The 19,821-nt window shown below is 66.1% G+C and carries 19 protein-coding genes; 9 read left to right on the top strand and 10 right to left on the bottom strand.

Annotated elements, in window-relative coordinates; genetic code table 11:
* Window positions 1-78: 78 nt before the first annotated feature.
* The 3 genes from J6525_RS32625 to J6525_RS32615 are packed head-to-tail and all read right to left on the bottom strand — an operon-like array spanning window position 79 to window position 4,834.
* On the bottom strand, window positions 79-2,889 hold the full coding sequence (locus J6525_RS32625; RefSeq protein ID WP_092085953.1) for a DUF4159 domain-containing protein: 2,811 nt from the start codon (window positions 2,887-2,889) through the stop codon (window positions 79-81).
* Window positions 2,889-3,830: a DUF58 domain-containing protein gene (locus tag J6525_RS32620; protein WP_092085831.1), complete on the bottom strand. Its 942-nt coding sequence runs from the start codon at window positions 3,828-3,830 to the stop codon at window positions 2,889-2,891. Before J6525_RS32620 ends, J6525_RS32625 begins: the two co-directional genes overlap by 1 nt.
* Window positions 3,830-4,834 carry an AAA family ATPase gene (locus J6525_RS32615; protein ID WP_225647786.1) on the bottom strand — a complete coding sequence of 335 codons (1,005 nt, stop codon included), beginning with the start codon at window positions 4,832-4,834 and terminating at the stop codon, window positions 3,830-3,832. The genes J6525_RS32620 and J6525_RS32615 overlap by 1 nt, the downstream gene beginning before the upstream one ends.
* A 241-nt stretch (window positions 4,835-5,075) precedes the next feature.
* On the opposite strand from J6525_RS32615, the gene J6525_RS32610 reads away from it, so the two are divergent.
* From J6525_RS32610 to J6525_RS32595, 4 genes are read left to right on the top strand one after another with little or no spacing between them, the layout of a single operon-like run.
* Complete coding sequence (locus J6525_RS32610) at window positions 5,076-5,717, top strand: DUF1285 domain-containing protein (RefSeq protein ID WP_092085829.1); 642 nt, start codon at window positions 5,076-5,078, stop codon at window positions 5,715-5,717.
* Window positions 5,718-5,749: 32 nt separating this feature from the next.
* Complete coding sequence (locus J6525_RS32605) at window positions 5,750-6,385, top strand: CoA pyrophosphatase (protein ID WP_371852161.1); 636 nt, start codon at window positions 5,750-5,752, stop codon at window positions 6,383-6,385.
* Complete coding sequence (locus J6525_RS32600) at window positions 6,382-6,645, top strand: DUF6111 family protein (protein ID WP_028333189.1); 264 nt, start codon at window positions 6,382-6,384, stop codon at window positions 6,643-6,645. Before J6525_RS32605 ends, J6525_RS32600 begins: the two co-directional genes overlap by 4 nt.
* The gene (locus J6525_RS32595) at window positions 6,642-7,898 is read left to right on the top strand and encodes a CCA tRNA nucleotidyltransferase (RefSeq protein WP_092085827.1); all 1,257 of its coding nucleotides are present in this window, start codon (window positions 6,642-6,644) and stop codon (window positions 7,896-7,898) included. Before J6525_RS32600 ends, J6525_RS32595 begins: the two co-directional genes overlap by 4 nt.
* Window positions 7,899-8,053: 155 nt before the next feature.
* Here the strand turns inward: J6525_RS32595 and J6525_RS32590 are convergent, their stop codons facing one another.
* From J6525_RS32590 to J6525_RS32565, 6 genes are all read right to left on the bottom strand, one after another.
* Complete coding sequence (locus J6525_RS32590; RefSeq protein ID WP_225647785.1) at window positions 8,054-8,302, bottom strand: DUF2158 domain-containing protein; 249 nt, start codon at window positions 8,300-8,302, stop codon at window positions 8,054-8,056.
* Window positions 8,303-8,442: 140 nt separating this feature from the next.
* Window positions 8,443-9,183 carry an HAD family hydrolase gene (locus J6525_RS32585; protein WP_028338635.1) on the bottom strand — a complete coding sequence of 247 codons (741 nt, stop codon included), beginning with the start codon at window positions 9,181-9,183 and terminating at the stop codon, window positions 8,443-8,445.
* On the bottom strand, window positions 9,174-10,070 hold the full coding sequence (hemF, locus tag J6525_RS32580) for an oxygen-dependent coproporphyrinogen oxidase (protein ID WP_225647784.1): 897 nt from the start codon (window positions 10,068-10,070) through the stop codon (window positions 9,174-9,176). Before hemF ends, J6525_RS32585 begins: the two co-directional genes overlap by 10 nt.
* A 2-nt stretch (window positions 10,071-10,072) precedes the next feature.
* Window positions 10,073-10,438: a 6-pyruvoyl trahydropterin synthase family protein gene (locus J6525_RS32575; protein ID WP_057016983.1), complete on the bottom strand. Its 366-nt coding sequence runs from the start codon at window positions 10,436-10,438 to the stop codon at window positions 10,073-10,075.
* A gap of 27 nt (window positions 10,439-10,465) precedes the next feature.
* Complete coding sequence (queE, locus tag J6525_RS32570) at window positions 10,466-11,098, bottom strand: 7-carboxy-7-deazaguanine synthase (protein WP_092085949.1); 633 nt, start codon at window positions 11,096-11,098, stop codon at window positions 10,466-10,468.
* 10 nt (window positions 11,099-11,108) lie between these two features.
* Window positions 11,109-11,579, bottom strand: coding sequence for a tRNA (cytidine(34)-2'-O)-methyltransferase (locus J6525_RS32565; protein ID WP_168855845.1), 471 nt, complete (start codon window positions 11,577-11,579; stop codon window positions 11,109-11,111).
* A 277-nt stretch (window positions 11,580-11,856) separates the two neighbouring features.
* Here J6525_RS32565 and petA point away from each other — a divergent pair, with 277 nt between their 5' ends.
* From petA to J6525_RS32550, 3 genes are all read left to right on the top strand, one after another.
* Window positions 11,857-12,387, top strand: coding sequence for a ubiquinol-cytochrome c reductase iron-sulfur subunit (gene petA / locus J6525_RS32560; protein ID WP_016839713.1), 531 nt, complete (start codon window positions 11,857-11,859; stop codon window positions 12,385-12,387).
* A gap of 72 nt (window positions 12,388-12,459) precedes the next feature.
* Window positions 12,460-14,532: a cytochrome c1 gene (locus J6525_RS32555; protein WP_026193258.1), complete on the top strand. Its 2,073-nt coding sequence runs from the start codon at window positions 12,460-12,462 to the stop codon at window positions 14,530-14,532.
* 184 nt (window positions 14,533-14,716) lie between these two features.
* Window positions 14,717-15,391, top strand: a complete 675-nt coding sequence (locus J6525_RS32550; protein ID WP_026193257.1) for a dienelactone hydrolase family protein — start codon at window positions 14,717-14,719, stop codon at window positions 15,389-15,391.
* A gap of 166 nt (window positions 15,392-15,557) precedes the next feature.
* Here the strand turns inward: J6525_RS32550 and J6525_RS32545 are convergent, their stop codons facing one another.
* A complete protein-coding gene (locus J6525_RS32545) occupies window positions 15,558-16,553 on the bottom strand; it encodes a VOC family protein (protein ID WP_225647783.1) in 996 nt (331 codons plus the stop codon).
* Window positions 16,554-16,909: 356 nt separating this feature from the next.
* Between J6525_RS32545 and J6525_RS32540 the strand changes: the two genes are divergently transcribed.
* Together J6525_RS32540 and J6525_RS32535 are read left to right on the top strand one after the other, a co-directional pair.
* The gene (locus J6525_RS32540; RefSeq protein ID WP_225647782.1) at window positions 16,910-19,075 is read left to right on the top strand and encodes an anthranilate synthase component I; all 2,166 of its coding nucleotides are present in this window, start codon (window positions 16,910-16,912) and stop codon (window positions 19,073-19,075) included.
* 115 nt (window positions 19,076-19,190) lie between these two features.
* Window positions 19,191-19,730 carry an adenine phosphoribosyltransferase gene (locus J6525_RS32535; RefSeq protein WP_018273383.1) on the top strand — a complete coding sequence of 180 codons (540 nt, stop codon included), beginning with the start codon at window positions 19,191-19,193 and terminating at the stop codon, window positions 19,728-19,730.
* Window positions 19,731-19,821: the final 91 nt, after the last annotated feature.

Below are 19,821 nucleotides of genomic sequence, written 5' to 3'. Positions count from 1 at the left end.
CCGGAATCTCGAGATTCCGGGTCTGGTCCTTCGGACCATCCCGGAATGACGGTGTTGGCAGCTGAAGCACTTGCATCTCTATTGTCCCAGCCGCTCGATCAAGGCAGGCGCGTGCACCTGGTCGGCCTTGTAGTTGCCGGTCAGCGTGTACATCACGATGTTGACGCCGGCCCGGAAGGCGAATTCGCGCTGGCGCGGCTCGCCCGGCGTCAGCGGCAGCATCGGCTGGCCGTCGGGGCGGATCGCCCAGGCGCCGGCGAGGTCGTTCGACGTGATGATGATCGGCGAGACGCCATCGCCGCCGCGCGCCGGGCGCTGCGCAGCCTCGTCGTCGTCCTCGCGCGGCAGCGCCTCGACCCAGGTCTGGCCGGAGTTGAAGCGGCCGGGGAAGTCGCGCAGCAGATAAAACGTCTTGGTCAGCACGTGCTCGCGCGGCACCGGCTCGAGCTCCGGCACGTCGAGGGTCGACAGCAATTCGCGCAGCGTCTGCATGCCGGGCGTTTGCGATGAGCCGTTGTCACCCGGCGGCGCTTCGACGGCATCACGGGTATCGAAGATGACGGTGCCGCCCTGCTTCATGTAGGCGTCGATCTTGTTGATGGCGTCCTGCGGCGGCTTCGGCGCGCCCGGCACGATCGGCCAATAGATCAGGGGAAAGAACGCCAGCTCGTCGCGCGCGGGATCGATGCCGACGGGATCGCCGGCTTCCAGCGCGGTGCGCTGTCCGAGGAACAGCGTCAGTCCGGACATCCCCGCCTTGACGATGGAATCGACGTCGGCATTGCCGGTCACGACGTAGGCCAGCCGCGTCTGCGACACCGCCTTGATGGCGAAGTCGTCGCTGCTGGCGTTCTGCGCACGGCTCGGCGAGGGCACCATCGTGGTCGCAAGGATGAAGGCCAACGCGAGCATGGCCGGTGCCGCGCGCCGCCGGATCAGCGCGGCAAGGCCGCCGCCGAGCATGGCCACCACGATCGCATCGAGCAGGAACAGCGCCAGCGCCGTCGACAGCATGATGCCGCGCAAATCGCGCGGTTCGGCGTTGGTGTAGCTCGCACGCGTCGCGCGCAGGGCCGAGGTGTCGAGCGGCGCGATGCGATCGGCGGAGGCGAGCGTGTTGACCGCGATCGGGCTCTCGGCAGTGCCGTAGAAGCCGGGCGGATGGTCGGCAGTGCCACGATCGCGATAGTCCGCCGACATCGGCTTGGCGCTCGAGGGCGGCGGGCCGAAGACGCCGAAGCCGTCGAGTGTGCGCAGCGGCGCAACCGTCTCGGCATTGGGATCGCTGGCGACGCCGGGGCCGGGCTTCGAGGTGTAGCCGGACATGTCGATCAGCCGACGCAGCATCTCGACGAAGGTGCCGGACATCGGCAGATCCGACCAGCGCATGTCGGCGCCGACATGGAACAGGCTGACCACGCCCTTGCCGCGACGCTCGCCGGTGACCAGCGGCGTACCGTCCTCCAGCGAGGCCCAGCTCTTGGTCGAGAGCACGGCGTCGGGCTCGGCCAGCACCTGGCGGTTGACGGTGATGTCCTTCGGCACGGTGAGGCCCGAGAACGGGCCATCGGCGGCGAACGAGGCCATGTGCTGCGGCTTCTCCCAGGTCAGGCTGCCGCCGAGCGTGCGTCCGCCGCGGCGGAGCTTGACGGGAACGAGGTCGTCATCGGCCTGGGCGAGGCGCGGACCTGCGAAGCGCACCAGCACGCCGCCTTGCTCGATCCAGGCATTGAGCCGGTCGCGGATCTCCGGCGACAGCGTGCCGACGTCGGCCATCACGATCATCGGCAGCCGCTGGTCGAGGAATTGCCCGATCACCTGCTGTGGCGCGCCGCGATCGCCGAGCCTGACATCGGCGAATGGCGATAGCGCGCGGGAGAGATAGAAGGTCGACGCCAACAGTGGCTGCGCGGTGTCGTTACTCGCACCCGAGACCACGCCGATGGCGCGGCGGCGCCAGCGCCGGTCGAGCAGCTGCACGGCGCCGGCCGAATGCTCGCCGGAGATTTCGAGCCGTGCGATGTCGTTGCGCAATTCGACCGGAAGATCGAAGGCGGCTTCGGTCTCGCGATCCTGCGGTCCGAATGTGTAGCGCGCCTCGCCGATCGGCGAGCCCTTGGCGTCGACCGCGCGCACCGTTCCCGCCGCGATGCCGCTCTCGGTGCGCAGCACCTTCACCGTCATCTTGGCGGCGGCGTTCTCGGCCGCGACCAGCGCCTGCGCCGACTGCGCTCCGCCCGCATAGATCGTCAGATTGCGGCTCTCGATCACCTTGCCGAGCCCCTCGGTGAATTCGCTGCCGCGTCCGGTGTCGACGCCGTCGGACAGCCAGGCGATGTCGCAGTCGCCGGTCGACTTGAGGAAACGTCCAAGCGCGCCGAGGGTTTCAACCCGATCGACCGAGTAGGGCTTCGGCGCGAACTGGCGCAGCGCGACGCGCGCGGCGCCGGCTGGCATCAGCGTGATGTCGCGCGCGGGCTCGGACAGCGGCACCAGCGCGACGCCGCGGCGGTCGCTGTCGGCGTTGGCGATCAGTTCGTCGGCGGCCCTGATCCGCGCGTCCCAGCTCGAGGCCGCGCTCCAGCCGTCGTCGAGCAGGATCACCAGCGGCAATTTGCCGGCGGCAACGCCGGTCTGCGGATTCCAGATCGGGCCGGCAGCGGCGAAGATGACGAGCGCGGCGGCGGCGAGCCGCAGCAGCGTCAGCCACCACGGCGTGCGCGACGGCGTCTCCTCCTTGGGCGCGATGTCGAACAACAGCCGCGTCGGCGGAAACTCGATCCGGCGCGGCCGCGGCGGCATCACGCGCAACAGCCACCACAGCACCGGCAGGCTGACCAGCCCCAGCAGCAGCAGCGGTTCGGCAAAGGAGAGGGGGAGGCCTGCGATCATGCGCTGCGTCCCGCCTTGACGGTTGAGCGGCCGCCGCCCTTGCTCACCATCATGCCGGCATGCAGGAACAACAGCAGCTCGGCCGCGGAGCGGCTGGTGGTGTGGGTCGAGAACAGCCAGTCGAGCCGGTTGGTCTCGCCGCGGATCTGGTCGCGATGCAGTGCGACCCGGGCGACATAGTCGCTCGCCCAGCTCTCGGCGCGGCCCGCGGTGATGACGCTGCCGATCTCCGGCTCGACGAATTCGACGCGGCCGGAATAGGGAAAGGTCTCTTCGGCGGGATCGACGACCTGGATCAGGGTGCCGTGCGCGCCGGAGGAGGAAAGCCCGGCCAGCATCGCCGTGATCTCCGTGATCGGCGACCAGAAATCCGACAACACGACGACTTCGGCCAGCGACGACGGCACGAAGGACGGCGGCAGGCTCGCGCGCGTCTTCTCGTCGTGCAACATCGCTTCCGCCATCTTGTCGATCACGTTGAGGCTTGCCGTCGGATTCAGCAGGCCGGGAATGCCGACGCGTTCTCCGCCCGCAACGAGCAACTCTGCGAGCGCGAAGGCTACGATCAGTCCGCGCTCCAGCTTGCTGTCGCGCGCCTCGCGCGAGGCAAAGGCCATCGACGGCGAGCGGTCGGGCCAGATCCACACCGTGTGCGCGGCTTCCCACTCCTGCTCGCGGACATAGAGATGGTCGTCGCGTGCCGAGCGGCGCCAGTCGACGCGCTGCGACGGCTCGCCGGAGACGAAGCGGCGGTATTGCCAGAAATTCTCGCCCGACCCGGCGCGGCGGCGGCCGTGCAGGCCATGGATGACGTTGGCGGCGACACGGCGGGCCTCAAGCACCAGACGCGGCAGCGATGCGGCGAGCGTTCGGCTTTCGCCATCGGCACGTCGAACCGCAAGGATCTCCTCGTTCTGGTGCCTGTTGTCTGCGGCCATCAACCGATCCGGGTCTTCAGTTGCTTGATCACGTCGGGAATGGTGCGACCCTCGGCGCGCGCCGAGAAGGTCAGCGCCATGCGGTGCTTGAGCACGGGCTCGGCGAGATCGAGCACGTCGTCGATCGACGGCGCGAGTCTCCCGTCGAGCAATGCACGGGCGCGCACCGCGAGCATCAAGGCCTGGCTGGCGCGCGGACCCGGGCCCCATGCGATCAGCTTGCCGGCCCCGCCGCCCTCGGTGCCGGGACGCGCGGCGCGGACCAGCGTCAGGATCGCCTCGACCACGGAATCACCGACCGGCAGCCGCCGCACCAGGCGTTGCGCGGTGAGCAACGTCTCGGCGTCCATCGACGGCTTGGCCGCTGCCTCTTCTGCGCCGGTGGTTTCGAACAGGATGCGCCGCTCGGCGTCGCGGTCGGGATAGTCGACGTCGATTTCCATCAGGAAGCGGTCGAGCTGCGCCTCGGGCAGCGGATAGGTGCCTTCCTGCTCCAGCGGGTTCTGTGTCGCGAGCACGTGGAACGGCTTTGGCAAATCATGCCGCGCGCCGGCAATGGTGATGTGCTGCTCCTGCATGGCTTGCAGCAGCGCCGACTGGGTGCGCGGGCTGGCGCGGTTGATCTCGTCGGCCATCAGCAACTGCGCGAACACGGGACCTGCGATGAAGCGGAACGAACGCTTGCCCGCCGAGCTCTCGTCGAGCACTTCGGCGCCGAGAATGTCCGACGGCATCAGGTCGGGGGTGAACTGAATGCGCTTGGCATCGAGGCCGAGCGTGACGCCGAGGGTCTCGACCAGCTTGGTCTTGGCGAGGCCGGGCACGCCGATCAACAGCGCGTGGCCGCCCGACAGAATCGTCACCAGGGTGTTTTCGATCACCTGCTCCTGGCCGAAGATGACGGTGGAGACCGCTTCCTTGGCGGCCTTGATCTGGCCCGCGACCTGCTCGGCCGAACGGACGATCACATCCTCCAGTTTCTCGACGCTGTCTGCACCAGCCATTCGATCCGCTCCTTTTTGACGATGCGCGCACATCGGCGCGACGTCATCATCTGTCGTCATCTCGGCCCTCATGCTAAACCTGAGCGAAGGCCATGTATTCGTTGAATTAAACTATCCCCACCTTATCGGTGTTTCAGGGTATGAACGGCATCACGATGTGGCGAGAATGACATCCCGACCACATCTCAGGATATGTGCACCAAACGTGCCAGATTGAAGGTAGGAAACCTTAAGGCAAACAATGGCGAAGCAAGGGCAGAGCGATTCCGGCAGGGAAACTACGGGCCTCGGGAGCAAGGGTCTCGAAGGGCTCACCACGGCCGCCAATCAAGCTGCGACATCGGGTCCGGCCGGACGCAAGGGCCTGCCGCCGGTTCACCTGTGGAATCCGCCATTCTGCGGCGATCTCGACATGCGAATCGCGCCTGACGGCACCTGGTTCTACATGGGAACGCCGATCGGCCGCCCCGCGCTGGTGCGGCTGTTCTCCACGATTCTGAAGCGCGAGGACGGCAAGCACTTTCTCGTGACACCGGTGGAGAAGGTCGGCATCCGTGTCGATGACGCGCCGTTCCTTGCGGTGGAAATGCAGGCCGGGGAAGACGCGCGCGGCCGCCTGCTCAGGTTCCGCACCAATGTCGACGATTGGGTCGATTGCGAAAAAGGCCACGGCCTCAGATTCGAGGCGGCCGAGGACGGCGGATTGACGCCCTATCTGCACGTCCGCGCCGATTTGTGGGCCAAGGTCACCCGTGCGCTCTACTACGATCTGGTTGACATGGGCGAGCAGCGGATGGTCGATGGTCAGGAGATGTTCGGCATCGAGTCCGGCGGCGAATTCTTCGCGATGGCCGATGCCAGTCAGGTGAGGGACGCACTTTGAACGAGCCGTTGCTGAAGGTGGAGCCGGCGACGATCAGCTCGACGGAATTCTTCGCGCGGGCCCGCACGCGGCTCACTTTCGATGTGCCGCCGGGCCTGGTCGATCCGCATATCATTCCGCGCACCGGAGATTCCGGCAACGACCGCATGCTCGAGATCGTGGCGCAGGAGCAGCCGGTGCGGCCGGCCGCGGTGCTGATCCCGGTGGTCGATCACCCCGAGCCGACCGTGCTGTTGACGCAGCGCTCACCCAATCTGTCGAGCCATGCCGGCCAGATCTCGTTTCCCGGCGGCAAGATCGACGCCACCGACGCCTCGCCGCTCGATGCCGCGCTGCGCGAGGCCTGCGAGGAAGTCGGGCTGAAGCGGGAATTCATCGACCCGGTCGGCTATCTCGACCTTTATGGCACCGCGTTCGGCTTCCGCATCCTGCCGACGGTCGCCAAGGTGAAGCCGGGCTTCACGCTTGCGATCAACGAGGCGGAGGTGGTCGATGCGTTCGAGGTGCCGCTCGCCTTCCTGATGAATCCCGAGAATCATCAGATCCACACCAAGGAATTCCGCGGCATGGACCGGTCCTATTACGCGATGCCGTTCGCCGAGCGCTACATCTGGGGCGCGACCGCGGGCATTCTGCGCGTGCTGTATGAGCGGATCTATCTGTCATGATCCGCACGGTATTGACCGAGATCGGAATCTTTCTGGTCCCCTTCGCGGTCTATGCCATCTTCCTCATCGCGACGCGGTCCGGCGTGACGCTGCCGGCGTCATGGCCGCTCGACATGATCGCAAAGCTGACGCTGGTGGCGCTGGTGATGGTCATCGTGAGCTTCGTGCTGCTGGCCGAATTGACTGGCGCGCCGCCGAATTCGACCTACGTTCCAGCCCATATCGAAAACGGCAAGCTGGTGCCGGGAGTTGAGAAATGAGCGAGGTGCGCCTGTTGTCCGACGCGCCATGGCTCGCTTCGGGGCCTGCGGCGCGCGTGCTCGACCTGCTCAACGCCGACGGCGAGGAAGCGCGGGTGATCGGTGGGGCCGTGCGCAACGCCTTGATGCAGATTCCGCTCGCCGACATCGACATCGCCACCACGGCGCTGCCGGAGGAGGTGATCCGCCGCGCCAAGCGGGCGGGCATCAAGAGCGTGCCGACCGGCATCGAGCACGGCACGGTGACCCTGGTCGTCGACAGCCAGCCCTTCGAGGTGACGACGCTGCGCGAGGATACCGAGACCTATGGCCGCAAGGCCAGGGTGGCGTTCGGTCGCGACTGGGTGCGTGACGCCGAGCGGCGCGACTTTACCATCAACGGCCTGTCGGTCGACGCCTCGGGCGTCGTGCACGATCACGTCGGCGGCCTCGCCGACATCGAGGCGAGGCGCGTGCGCTTCATCGGCGATCCCGCGCAGCGGATTGCCGAGGACTATCTGCGCATCCTGCGCTTCTTCCGTTTCCATGCCGCCTATGGCGCGGGCGAGGTCGATCGCGCCGGCTATCTCGCCTGCATCGGCGGGCGCGCCGGATTGGCCGGCCTCTCCGCCGAGCGGATCCGCATGGAGATGCTCAAGCTCGTGGTCGCGAACGGCGCCGCAAGTGCAGTGGTCGCGATGGGTGACGGTGGCTTGCTGCAGCCGCTGTTCGGCGGCGTCGCCTATACCGGCCCGCTTGCGGCGATGATCGAGATCGAGCGGCTGATGAAGCTCGCGCCGAGCGCGATGCGAAGGCTCGCCGCGCTGACGGTCGCCGTGACCGAGGACGCGCGGCGCATCGCCGGCCGGCTGCGGCTCTCCAACGCCGAGGCCAAGGCGCTCGATTCGATGGGCCATCGCTGGTGGCGCTTGCCCGGCATGGACGAGGCGCATGCCAGGCGCAGGCTCTACCGGCTCGACGAGGAGCCGTATCGCGACCGGGTGCTATTGGCCTGGGCGCGAACCGGCGCGGACCAGGATGTCGATCAATGGCGCGCGCTCGCCACGCTGCCGGAGCGCTGGCGCGCGCCGCACTTTCCGTTGCGGGCGTCGGATTTCATCGCGCGCGGCATTGCCGAGGGACCGGCACTCGGACATGTCCTGACCCTGGCGGAGGATGCCTGGTTGGCCGCGAACTTTCCGCTGGAGCCGAAGATGCTGTCTGATATCGCCGACCAGACTGCGGCCCGTTTCACCCGCGACCATCGGCTTTGAATTTTCTCTGAGTTTTCTCTGAGTTTTCTTGCCGACGTCTCGATGCCGCCGTGGTCAGCGGCGGCACGGTGACGATTGGCTGAACGACGATCGGTCGAACGTCGCATGGAGGCGATGCTGCCGGCATCTGCCAGTCAGCATCGCGCCAACGGATCTCACGCCGCCTTGCGCTTCTTCTTGCGGTCGCCGTCGTCGTCTTCGTCCTCGTCGTCTTCTTCTTCCGCGTCGTCCTCGTCTTCGTCGTCTTCCTCTTCATCGTCCTCCGGATCGAGCTCGGTCGATTCGAGTGCGACAAGCGGCAAGGTTTCGCGAAACAGATCGCCGTCCGTACCCATCCACAGGCACGCGACCTTGTCCTCGTCGATTTCGACGACCGTGATCGGATGGCCGCCGGACTTCAGCATGACAACATCGCCTGGTTTCAGTTCCATGATTTTCCTCCGCGCTGGATGACGCGGACGGCAGGCTAGCGACCGGTGATGACAGTCAAATCACGGCCGGCGCCAGCTTCAATGGAATTGACGTGGAAAACGGCCGCGATGCGCTATTTGCGCGCGGCAGGAACCAGTTCGCTCAGCGAGCGGATGATGCGGTCGGGCTTGATGGTCGATCCCGGCGGCAGCCCGACACCGTGCACGTCCATCCAGATCGCATAGATGCCAAGCCGCTGCGGCGCCACGACTTCCCACTCGAGATTGTCGCCGATCATCCAGGTGTCGGATGCGGTGACGCCGAGTGCTTCCATCGCGTGCAGGTAGGCGCGCTCCTCCGGCTTGCCGAAGCCGTGCTCGCCCTCGATCTGGATGTGATCGAAGCGATGGCCGAGCGCGAAGCGCTCGACCTTGGCGCGCTGCATGTCGGCGGCGCCGTTGGTGACCAGCGCGAGCTTGATGCCGAGCGCCTTCAACGCATCGATCGCTTCATGCGCGCCGGGGAAGACGAACATCTCTTCCTCGCGATAGGCGGTGAAGCGATCGGCGATGCGGTCCGCAAGATCGTCCGGCAGCGCGCGGTGACCGGCCGCCGCAAGCGCCGCGAAGCCGCCCTTCACGGTGAGCCGCCGCGCCTCGCCAAGCTTGATCCGCCAGATCGGCTCGGCGGTCGACCAGAATTGCCGCGCATAGGCCAATAGCGCCGTCGCGACCTGATCCGGGGGCAGGGGCGCCAGCTCCGCGGCGAACTCGGTGGTGATCGTGTTCCAGGCGATCTCGGGGCGTCCATAGGCCGACAGGATGGTGTCATCCATGTCGATCAGCATCGCGCGCGGCAGGTTCATCACGGCCATTTCACCTCCGGCGGCAGCGACGACAGGATCGAATCCACATTGCCGCCGGTCTTCAGGCCGAAGATGGTGCCGCGGTCATAGAGCAGGTTGAACTCGACATAGCGTCCGCGGCGGACCAGCTGCTCGTCACGATCCTCCGCGCTCCAGGCGGCCGCGAAATTGCGCCGCACCAGGTCGGGATAGATCTTCAGGAAGCTGCGCCCGACGTCCTGGGTGAAGGCAAGATCGGCCTCCCAGTCGCCGCTGTCGTGCCAGTCATAGAAGATGCCGCCGATGCCGCGGGCTTCCTTGCGGTGTGGCAGATAGAAATACTCGTCGCACCATTTCTTGTACTTGTCGTAGTCGGCAACGCCGTTCGGCCCGCTGCACGCTTCCTTCATCGCGGCATGGAAGGCGACCGTATCGGGGTCCTCCTGGGTGCGCCGGCGGTTCAGCACCGGCGTCAGGTCGGCGCCGCCGCCGAACCACGCCTTGGTGGTGACGACGAAGCGGGTGTTCATGTGCACGGCGGGCACATTCGGATTGCGCAGATGCGCGATCAGCGAAATGCCCGACGCCCAAAATCGCGGATCGTCGGCGGCACCTGGAATTTGCGCGCGGAATTCGGGGGCGAACTCGCCGTGCACGGTCGAGCAGTGCACGCCGACTTTCTCGAACAGCCGGCCCTTCATGATCGACATCACGCCGCCGCCGCCCGGCTTGCCGGTGTGGTCGGTGCGGTCCCAGGGGGTCCGCGCGAACCGGCCGGCGGCGCCGGGATAAAGCGTGGACGGGGCTTCGTCCTCGAGCTTCTCGAAGGCCGCGCAGATGTCGTTGCGCAGCGCCTCGAACCAGCCGCGCGCACGCGCCTTGCGGTCCTCGATGATGGCGGGGTCTGTTGGCAGCATGACTAACCTTGCGGGCCGAAGTATGTGCAGCTCTCGTTGCAGCTGTCGCGATGGACGCTGACGCGGCTCAGCTTGCCTGCGTGTTGCAGCCGCTCCCAGATGAAGCGCGACAGATTCTCCAGCGTCGGCACGCCGATCGCCTCGATCTTGTTGAGGAACTTATGGTCGAGCGTCTTCTGCACCTCGGCCATGGCGCGTTCGAGCAGGCCGAGATCGACCACCATACCGGTCGCGGGGTCGGGCGTGCCGCGGACGGTAACTTCGGCTCGAAACGAGTGGCCGTGAATCTCCTCGCTGGCGGTGCCAAAGGTCGTTCCGGACAGCGCGTGCGCAGCCTCGAACCGAAACGCTTTCGTCAATTCCCACATCTCGTTCAACAATCCGATTCTGTTAGTTCATCTAATGCCGAGCGACTTGTGCGTCTGCACGCTAAGGCGCCATTGCGGGTGCTTCAGGCAATAGGCGATCGCCCGCTCGGTATTCTCGATCACGTCGGGGCCGTCCATCGGCTGCAGCGAGAAGCGCTCGAAGGCGAGGCCGGCGAAATCCTCCGGTGCGTTCTCCACCTGCGGATAGACCAGTTTGAGCTCGTGCCCCTTGCGCACCACGAGCTCGGCCGCGGCCTTGGGACTGACGCAGATCCAGTCGAGCCCGTCGGGCGGGGCGATGGTGCCGTTGGTCTCGATCGCGATCGCAAAGCCGTGGCCGTGCAGGGCATCGATCAAGGCCGCGTCGACCTGCAGCAGCGGCTCACCGCCGGTCAGGACCACGTAGCGGTCGGCCTCGCCTCCCGTCCACTGCGCGGCAATGGTGCCGGCCAGCTCTTCGGCGGTCGCATAGCGGCCGCCCAGCGTGCCGTCGGTGCCGACGAAATCGGTGTCGCAGAACTTGCAGACCGCGCCGGCGCGGTCCTGCTCGCGGCCGCTCCAGAGGTTGCAGCCGGCGAAGCGGCAGAACACGGAGGCGCGGCCCGCATGGGCGCCTTCGCCCTGCAGGGTGAGAAAGATCTCCTTGACCGCGTAGCTCACCAAAAATCCCTTAAGTTGCCGAACCGGCAATTCCCGAACCGGTCTGCCGCAGCGCCTCGCCGACGGCCATGGCCGCCGTGACAGCCACATTGAGCGAACGCATGGTCGGCCGGATCGGAATCACCAGCCGCGCATCTGCGGCGGCCACCACCGCGTCGGTCACCCCGGCCGTCTCGCGCCCGAACAGCAGGACATCGGAGGCCGTATAGGCGAAATCAAGATAGGATTTCGCCGCCCTTGTCGTGAACAGCACCAGCCGGCATCCGGCCTCGGCCCGCCATTCCTCGAATTTCGACCATGAGTCGTGACGCTTCAACCGCACATGGTCGAGATAGTCCATACCCGCCCGGCGGAAATTCCTGTCCGAGGTGTCGAAGCCCGCCGGTTCGATGATATGGGCTGCCACGTCCAGGCAGGCGCAGAGGCGCAGAATCGTCCCTGTATTCTGGGGGATGTCGGGCTGGAACAGCGCGATCTGCATGGTGCGGGCGGCCTGTGAAGTCCGGATGAAATTGTCTCAATAAAACATCGCTCGGCGCGGATTTCGTGCATTGCACGTGTGCGAGCCGATAGCGGGCTTGCGCTCGTCCGGCAAGGGTGCCAATAGAACGATTCTGGACTGCTGTTCCGCCATTTGGGGTGGGGAATAGCGGTTTTCTGCCGCCGCGGGGGCCGCGGGCGCCGGCAGCCTTTCTTGGGGCGCGTCCTGCGTCTCCAGGGCGGTTCCACCGGCTGCAGAAAAGAAAGGGCTAGGAATCGTGACGACAGCGTCTTCGGCGGACCATCCGACACGCCGTGATTTTCTCTTTGTTGCAACCGGAGCTGCCGCCGCGGTCGGCGCAGCCGCCACCGTCTGGCCGCTGGTTGCGCAGATGAACCCGGATGCCGCGACGATCGCGGCCGGCGCGCCGATCGAGGTCGATCTGACGCCGATCGCAGAGGGCCAGGACATCAAGGTCTTCTGGCGCGGCAAGCCGATCTACATCAGCCATCGCACCAAAAAGCAGATCCAGGAGGCCCAGAGCGTGGCGCTCTCGAGCCTGCCCGATCCGCAGCCCGACTCGGCCCGCGTCAAGGCCGGCCACGACCAGTGGCTGGTTGTGATTGGCATCTGCACCCATCTCGGCTGCATCCCGATCGCCCATGAAGGCAATTACGACGGCTTCTTCTGCCCCTGCCACGGCTCGCAGTACGACTCCTCCGGTCGTATCCGCCAGGGGCCGGCGCCCGCCAACCTGGCGGTGCCGCCTTACGCCTTCCTTTCCGACACCAAAATCCAGATCGGCTAAGTCCCGGCCCCTCCGGGATTTCAGCTTCCACTTGGACCCATCGCGTCGTTTTTCTTCTTCAGGATCGCATCAATGAGCGGACCATCTGATTTCCAACCGAGCAACCCCGCCTTGAAGTGGATCGAACGGCGCCTTCCGATCTTCGGCCTGATCCACTCCTCGTTCGTGGCCTATCCGACGCCGCGCAACCTGAACTACTGGTGGACCTTCGGCGCCATCCTTTCGATGATGCTGGCGCTGCAGATCCTGACCGGCGTGATCCTGGCGATGCACTACACGCCGCACGCCGACCTCGCCTTCAAGTCGGTCGAACTGATCGTCCGCGACGTCAATTACGGCTGGCTGCTGCGCAACATGCATGCGTGCGGCGCGTCGATGTTCTTCTTCGCCGTCTACATCCATATGTTCCGCGGCCTCTATTACGGGTCGTACAAGGAGCCGCGTGAGGTGCTGTGGATCCTCGGCGTCATCATCTACCTCCTGATGATGGCGACGGGCTTCATGGGCTACGTGCTGCCGTGGGGGCAGATGAGCTTCTGGGGCGCCACCGTCATCACCAATCTGTTCTCGGCCGTGCCCTATTTCGGCGAGAGCATCGTGACCCTGCTGTGGGGCGGCTATTCGGTCGGCAACCCGACGCTGAACCGCTTCTTCTCGCTGCACTATCTGCTCCCGTTCGTGATCGCCGGCGTGGTCGTGCTGCACGTCTGGGCGCTGCACGTCGCGGGTCAGAACAACCCGGCCGGCGTCGAGGCCAAGACCGAGAAGGACACCGTTGCGTTCACGCCGTATGCGACGATCAAGGACATGTTCGGCGTGTCCTGCTTCCTGATCTTCTTCGCCTGGTTCATCTTCTACATGCCGAACTATCTCGGCGACGCCGACAACTACATCCCGGCGAACCCGGGCGTGACGCCGGCGCACATCGTGCCTGAATGGTACTACCTGCCGTTCTACGCGATCCTGCGTTCGATCCCGAACAAGCTTGCCGGCGTCGTGGCGATGTTCTCGGCGATCATCATCCTGTGCTTCCTGCCCTGGCTCGACAGCGCACGGACCCGTTCGTCGAAGTATCGCCCGCTGGCCAAGCAGTTCTTCTGGATCTTCGTGGTGGTCTGCATCCTGCTCGGCTACCTCGGCTCGCAGCCGCCGGAAGGCATCTATGTGATCGCCGGCCGCATCCTGACGGTCTGCTACTTCGCCTACTTCCTGATTGTGCTGCCGCTGCTCGCCCGCATCGAGACGCCGCGTCCGGTGCCGAACTCGATCGCCGACGACGTGCTGGCGAAGAGCAAGGGCAGGGCCGCGACCGCGGCCTCTGTGATGCTCGCGATGGTCGTGGCCGGCAGCCTGCTCGTCGGCGGCACCCAGAACGCCAAGGCCGAGGAGGGTGGCAACGCGCCGCCGGCCCAGAAGTGGTCGTTCTCCGGTCCTTTCGGCACCTATGACCGTGGCTCGCTGCAGCGCGGCTTGAAGGTCTACAAGGAAGTCTGTGCCGCCTGTCACGGCCTGTCCTATGTCGCGTTCCGCAACCTCGCCGATCCCGGCGGCCCCGGCTATTCGCCGGCGCAGGCGGCGGCGTTCGCGTCCGAGTACAAGATCAAGGACGGCCCGAACGACCAGGGCGAGATGTTCGAGCGTCCGGGCCGCCCGGCGGATTACTTCCCGTCGCCGTTCCCGAACGAGCAGGCCGCGCGCGCGGCCAATGGCGGCGCGGCGCCGCCCGACCTCTCGCTGATCACCAAGGCGCGGTCCTACAAGCGCGGCTTCCCGCAGTTCGCGATCGACTTCTTCACCCAGTACCAGGAGCAGGGACCCGACTACGTCGACGCCATCCTGCAGGGCTTCGAGGACAAGGCTCCGGCGGGCGTCACGATCCCGGAGGGCTCGTACTACAACAAGTACTTCCCCGGCCACGCCATCAAGATGCCGAAGCCGCTGTCCGATGGTCAGGTGACCTTCGACGACGGCTCGCCCGCGACGGTCAAGCAGTACGCGCATGACGTCACCACGTTCCTGATGTGGGCGGCCGAGCCGCACATGGAGGAGCGCAAGCGGATCGGCATGCAGGTGTTCTTCTTCCTGGTCGTCTTCGCCTTCCTGATGTACTTCACCAAGCGCAAGGTCTGGGCCAACGCCCACTGATCTCGGGTACGGTATAGCGAGTTTGAAAAAGCCCCTTCGGGGGCTTTTTTTGTTTGCAATCTCTCCGTCATTCCGGGGTGACGCGGTAGCATCGAACCCGGAATGACAGTGTCGTCAATTGCGTCGGCCGCCGAGTGCGGACAAGATGCCGGCCAATCAGCCGGCAAACATTGCGGAGGAACTCATGGGTACCAGCATCAGCTTCAAGCGTCCGGACGGCAAGGAAGCGTCGGGCTATCTCGCCAATGCGGCGCGCGGCAACGCACCCGGCGTCGTCGTGATTCAGGAATGGTGGGGCCTGTCGGACCAGATCAAGGGCCTGTGCGACCGCTTCGCGGTGGCTGGCTTCGATGCGCTGGCGCCCGATCTCTACAAGGGCAAGGTGGTGCCGTATCACGACACCGACGCCGCCGGCAAAGAGATGAACTCGCTCGACTTCATGGACGCCACCACGCAGACGGTGCGCGGCGCCGCGCAGTATCTCGCCAAGAACGGCGCCAAGGTCGGCCTGACCGGCTTCTGTCTCGGCGGCGCGGTGACCATCATCGGCTCGGTGCATGTGCCGGAACTAACTGCGGGCGTCGTGTTCTACGGCATTCCGCCGGAGCAGGCCGCCAAGCCCGCCGACGTCAGGATTCCGCTGCAGGCGCATTTCGCCAACAAGGACGACTGGTGCACGCCGGAGCTCGTCAGCAATTTCGAGAAGGCGATGAAGGCCGCCGGCAAGTCGCTCGAGCTGTTCCGCTACGATGCGGAGCACGCCTTCGTCAACGAGCAGCGCCAGTCGGTGCACGACCGCGAGGCCGCCGAACTCGCCTGGGGCCGCGCCACAGACTTCTTCAAGAAGCACCTGGGGTAAGGCGATTGCAAAACCACCGGCGTCGTCCCGGCCAAGGCCGGGACCCATACGCCGTGGCTTTTGCAATGGGCACGCTGGCAGTCATCTCGCCAAATAACTACGCCCTGTGGTTATGGGTCCCTGCTCCCGTGCGCAATTGCGCACTAGGCAGGGACGACGGCGAGAGTTAACTTTCCTTCACCCCGTCCCACCACGGGCAGGTCCCCGACATCAGCCTGAAATTGCCTTCCATCACCTGCACCGGTGCGCGCTTGCCCTCGGCGGCGGCGCGCATCCGCATCTCGCGCGCGACGGCGCGGTCCTCCGGCGACAGCCAGACCCGCTCGTGGCCCCACAGGCTCGGGCCGTCATGCATCTCGAACGGTGTCCAGTTCGCCGGATCGATCTCGCGGCCGCCCCAGCCGCACTCGACCATGAAGGCGGACGGCGACCTCGCGTAGAACGACGTCATCAGGTCGTTGGTGTGACGGCCGAGCGTGACGTTGACGCGATCTTCCTGCTGGGCGACGTCGTAGGCTTGGCCGACATCGTCGAGCGAGAACAGCTCGACCATCAGATGATGCATGCCGTTCGTGCCGGTCTCGATCAGCGCCAGCGAGTGATGGCGGGCATTGACGTGGAAGAAATAGGCGCGGAACGGTTTTTCGATGTAGTCGCTTAAGCCGAAACCGAGCACGTCGACATAGAAGCTCATCACCGGGGCGATGTGCTCGACGGTCAGCACCGCGTGGCCGAGGCCGAGCGGCCCGGTGCGGAAGCCGGAGATCGAGCGCCCCGGCCTGAACGGCGTGTCGTCGATCTCGGCGCCATGAAACGCCTCGAGACGGTTGCCGGCGGGGTCGCGAAATGAGATCAGGCCGCGCACTCGCCTCGCGTCAGCGAGCGCCTGCGGCTCAGCGGTCACGGCGACGCCGGCGCGCTCCAGCCGTGCCGCCAGCGCGTCGAGGGCCGCACGGTCAGCCACCTCCCAGCCGAAGAACCGGGTGCCTTCGCCCTGGGCGCGGTCGATCACGATGCGCTGCTTGCGGTCGTCCATCCGGAACGCGAGCAACGAGTTGCCGCGTTCGACCGCCTGCAGCCCGACGAGGCCGGTGCCGAACTGCCGCCAGTCGTCGAGCGCGTCGGAGCCGAAGCCGGCATATCCGAGACCCAAAATCGCCATCTGCGCCTCCGCCATCTGTCTGTTTTTTGGGCGGCCGACCGGCCGCCATTTCAGCAAATCCTACGCGGATTCCCGCCCCTTCAAACCCGAAAATGCCGCCCGAAAGGGCGTCCAGGATTGGGGCAGGGGTGCCGGGCCATCTCTTGACACGGCCCGCGCCGGGTGGTGAGTAACGGGCATGAGCACCGTTGCCAGTCCATCCCGTCGTTGGTGGCCCACCTTCTCATAGGTGGCCGGTGCGTTTTCTTTTTTCACAAACGTCGAAGGTCGCCATCGCAGTGCGACCGATGGTTAGTTTATTTGCCCTTCGTTTGTCCTGTGTGGCGCTCTCTCGGCAAGTCTCGTAAGAGGATCACATGAACAGGACAGTCTTCTCCCTGCCGGCTCGAAGCGAATACCTGACCAATGGCGGCCTTGCGGTCGCGCGCGTGGTCGAGCAATTCACCGGCGGCGCCAACCGTCTCGACGACCTGATCGCGCTGCTGGACCGCCGCCGCGGCGTGGTGCTGTCCTCGGGCACGACGGTGCCGGGCCGCTACGAGAGCTTTGACCTCGGCTTTGCCGATCCGCCGCTGGTGCTGGAGACGTCGGGCACCAACTTCTCGTTGCAGGCGCTGAACCCGCGCGGCGAGGTCTTGATCGCCTTCCTCGGCGACGTGCTGCGCGAGCCCTGCGTCGTGATCTCGGAGCGGACCCCAACGCGGCTCGCCGGCCATATCATCCGCGGCGCCGCGCCGGTCGAGGAAGACCAGCGCACGCGTCGCGCCAGCGTGATGTCGCTGGTGCGCGACATGGTGGCGGCGTTCACCTCCAATGCCGATCCGCTGCTCGGCCTGTTCGGCGCCTTCGCCTACGACCTCGTGTTCCAGATCGAGGACCTGGTGCAGAAGCGCGCCCGCGAGGCCGACCAGCGCGACATCGTGCTCTACGTGCCGGACCGTCTCTTGGCCTATGACCGCGCCACCGGCCGCGGCGTGGCGCTCAGTTACGAGTTCGCGTGGAAGGGCAAATCCACCGCCGGCCTGTCGCAGGAGACCGCGCCGAGCCTCTATGCCAGGAACGGCCGGCAGGGCTTTGCCGATCACGCCCCGGGCGAGTACCAGGCGACCGTCGAGGTCGCGCGCGCGGCGTTCGCCCGCGGCGATCTGTTCGAGGCGGTGCCCGGGCAGCTGTTTGCCGAGCCCTGCGAGCGCTCGCCGGCGGAAGTGTTCCAGCGGCTCTGCCGCATCAATCCGTCGCCCTACGGCGCGCTGATGAATCTCGGCGACGGCGAATTCCTGGTGTCGGCGTCGCCGGAGATGTTCGTCCGTTCCGATGGCCGCCGGGTCGAGACCTGCCCGATCTCGGGCACCATCGCGCGAGGTTCGGATTCGATCGGCGATGCCGAGCAGATCCGCAAGCTCCTGAACTCGGAGAAGGACGAGTTCGAGCTCAACATGTGCACCGACGTCGACCGCAACGACAAGGCGCGCGTCTGCGTGCCCGGCACCATCAAGGTGCTGGCGCGGCGTCAGATCGAGACCTACTCAAAGCTGTTCCACACCGTCGATCACGTCGAGGGCATGCTGCGGCCGGGCTTCGATTCGCTCGACGCCTTCCTGACCCATGCCTGGGCGGTGACCGTGACCGGCGCGCCGAAACTGTGGGCGATGCAGTTCGTCGAGGATCACGAGCGGTCGCCGCGGCGCTGGTATGCCGGCGCGATCGGCTGCGTCAATTTCGACGGCAGCATCAACACCGGGCTCACCATCCGCACCATCCGCATGAAGGATGGACTTGCCGAGGTGCGCGTCGGCGCGACCTGCCTGTTCGATTCAGATCCCGCCGCCGAGGATCGTGAGTGCCAGGTCAAGGCGGCGGCGCTGTTCCAGGCGCTGCGCGGCGATCCGCCGAAGCCGCTGTCGGATTTCGCGCCCGACGCCACCGGCTCCAGCAAGAACGTGCTCTTGATCGATCACGACGACAGCTTCGTGCACATGCTGGCCGATTACTTCCGCCAGGTCGGTGCCAACGTCACCGTGGTCAGGCATATCCATGCCCAGGACATGCTCAAGAAGAAGGGCTGGGACCTCTTGGTGCTGTCGCCCGGGCCGGGTCGGCCGGAGGATTTCGGCATCGCGAAAACCATCGATACCGCGCTCGAGAAGCAGCTGCCGATCTTCGGCGTCTGCCTCGGGGTGCAGGCGATCGGTGAATATTTCGGCGGCCAGCTCGGCCAGCTCGGCCAGCCCGCGCACGGCCGTCCCTCGCGCGTCCAGGTGCGCGGCGGCCGGCTGATGCGGAACCTGCCCAATGAGATCGTGATCGGCCGCTACCACTCGCTCTATGTCGAGCGCGACAGCGTGCCCGAGGTGCTGGCGGTGACCGCGACCACCGAAGACGGCGTCGCGATGGTGATCGAGCACAAGACCCTGCCGGTCGGCGGCGTGCAATTCCACCCGGAATCGCTGATGTCGCTCGGCAACGAGGTCGGCCTGCGCATTGTCGAGAATGCATTCCGGCTTAATGTGAGTAGCAAGTGAAGGCTAAGTTTAACCATCGTCATTCCGGGATGGCGCGTTAGCACCAGACCCGGAATGACGAGATTCCAGGTTCGATGCTTCGCATCGCCCCGGAATGACCCTCAGAGCGAGACCAATGACCTTCGACCACGACATCAAGGCGACCGTTCGCACCATCCCGGACTACCCGAAGAAGGGCATCCTGTTTCGCGACATCACGACGCTGCTGGCGGATGCGAGGGCCTTCCGCCGGGCGGTCGACGAGCTGGTGCATCCCTGGGCGGGGGCGAAGGTCGACAAGGTCGCGGGCATCGAGGCCCGCGGCTTCATCCTCGGCGGCGCGGTGGCGCATCAGCTCTCCGCCGGCTTCGTGCCGATCCGCAAGAAGGGCAAGCTGCCGCACACCACGGTGCGGATTGCCTACTCGCTTGAATACGGCATCGACGAGATGGAGATGCATGCCGACGCCGTGCAGCCGGGCGAGCGCGTGATCCTGGTCGACGATCTGATCGCGACCGGCGGCACCGCGGAGGGCGCGGTGAAGCTGCTGCGCCAGATCGGCGCCAATGTGGTCGCCGCCTGCTTCATCGTCGACCTGCCCGACCTCGGCGGCGCGGCCAAGCTGCGCGCGATGGACGTTCCGGTGCGCACGCTGATGGCGTTCGAGGGGCATTGATCTCTTAGCCTCGCCCCGCGTGCGGGGAGAGGCCGGATCGCATCGAAGATGCGATCCGGGTGAGGGGACTCTCCGCGCACTCCAATCTCGG

The sequence above is a fragment of the Bradyrhizobium australafricanum genome (genome assembly GCF_020329495.1).
Taxonomy (GTDB): Bacteria; Pseudomonadota; Alphaproteobacteria; order Rhizobiales; family Xanthobacteraceae; genus Bradyrhizobium; species Bradyrhizobium australafricanum.
This window is presented reverse-complemented; position numbering and strand designations above follow the sequence as displayed.

What these genes read in the sequence shown, in the direction of transcription:
- hemF (WP_225647784.1), bottom strand. Translation starts at nt 10,070, where the DNA reads ATGCTGCCAACAGACCCCGCCATCATCGAGGACCGCAAGGCGCGTGCG.
- J6525_RS32600 (WP_028333189.1), top strand. Translation starts at nt 6,382, where the DNA reads ATGATCCGCACGGTATTGACCGAGATCGGAATCTTTCTGGTCCCCTTC.
- J6525_RS32615 (WP_225647786.1), bottom strand. Translation starts at nt 4,834, where the DNA reads ATGGCTGGTGCAGACAGCGTCGAGAAACTGGAGGATGTGATCGTCCGT.
- J6525_RS32565 (WP_168855845.1), bottom strand. Translation starts at nt 11,579, where the DNA reads ATGCAGATCGCGCTGTTCCAGCCCGACATCCCCCAGAATACAGGGACG.
- J6525_RS32550 (WP_026193257.1), top strand. Translation starts at nt 14,717, where the DNA reads ATGGGTACCAGCATCAGCTTCAAGCGTCCGGACGGCAAGGAAGCGTCG.
- J6525_RS32585 (WP_028338635.1), bottom strand. Translation starts at nt 9,183, where the DNA reads ATGGCCGTGATGAACCTGCCGCGCGCGATGCTGATCGACATGGATGAC.
- J6525_RS32590 (WP_225647785.1), bottom strand. Translation starts at nt 8,302, where the DNA reads ATGCTGAAGTCCGGCGGCCATCCGATCACGGTCGTCGAAATCGACGAG.
- J6525_RS32575 (WP_057016983.1), bottom strand. Translation starts at nt 10,438, where the DNA reads ATGTGGGAATTGACGAAAGCGTTTCGGTTCGAGGCTGCGCACGCGCTG.
- J6525_RS32555 (WP_026193258.1), top strand. Translation starts at nt 12,460, where the DNA reads ATGAGCGGACCATCTGATTTCCAACCGAGCAACCCCGCCTTGAAGTGG.
- J6525_RS32535 (WP_018273383.1), top strand. Translation starts at nt 19,191, where the DNA reads ATGACCTTCGACCACGACATCAAGGCGACCGTTCGCACCATCCCGGAC.
- J6525_RS32540 (WP_225647782.1), top strand. Translation starts at nt 16,910, where the DNA reads ATGAACAGGACAGTCTTCTCCCTGCCGGCTCGAAGCGAATACCTGACC.
- J6525_RS32545 (WP_225647783.1), bottom strand. Translation starts at nt 16,553, where the DNA reads ATGGCGATTTTGGGTCTCGGATATGCCGGCTTCGGCTCCGACGCGCTC.
- J6525_RS32595 (WP_092085827.1), top strand. Translation starts at nt 6,642, where the DNA reads ATGAGCGAGGTGCGCCTGTTGTCCGACGCGCCATGGCTCGCTTCGGGG.
- J6525_RS32620 (WP_092085831.1), bottom strand. Translation starts at nt 3,830, where the DNA reads ATGGCCGCAGACAACAGGCACCAGAACGAGGAGATCCTTGCGGTTCGA.
- J6525_RS32610 (WP_092085829.1), top strand. Translation starts at nt 5,076, where the DNA reads ATGGCGAAGCAAGGGCAGAGCGATTCCGGCAGGGAAACTACGGGCCTC.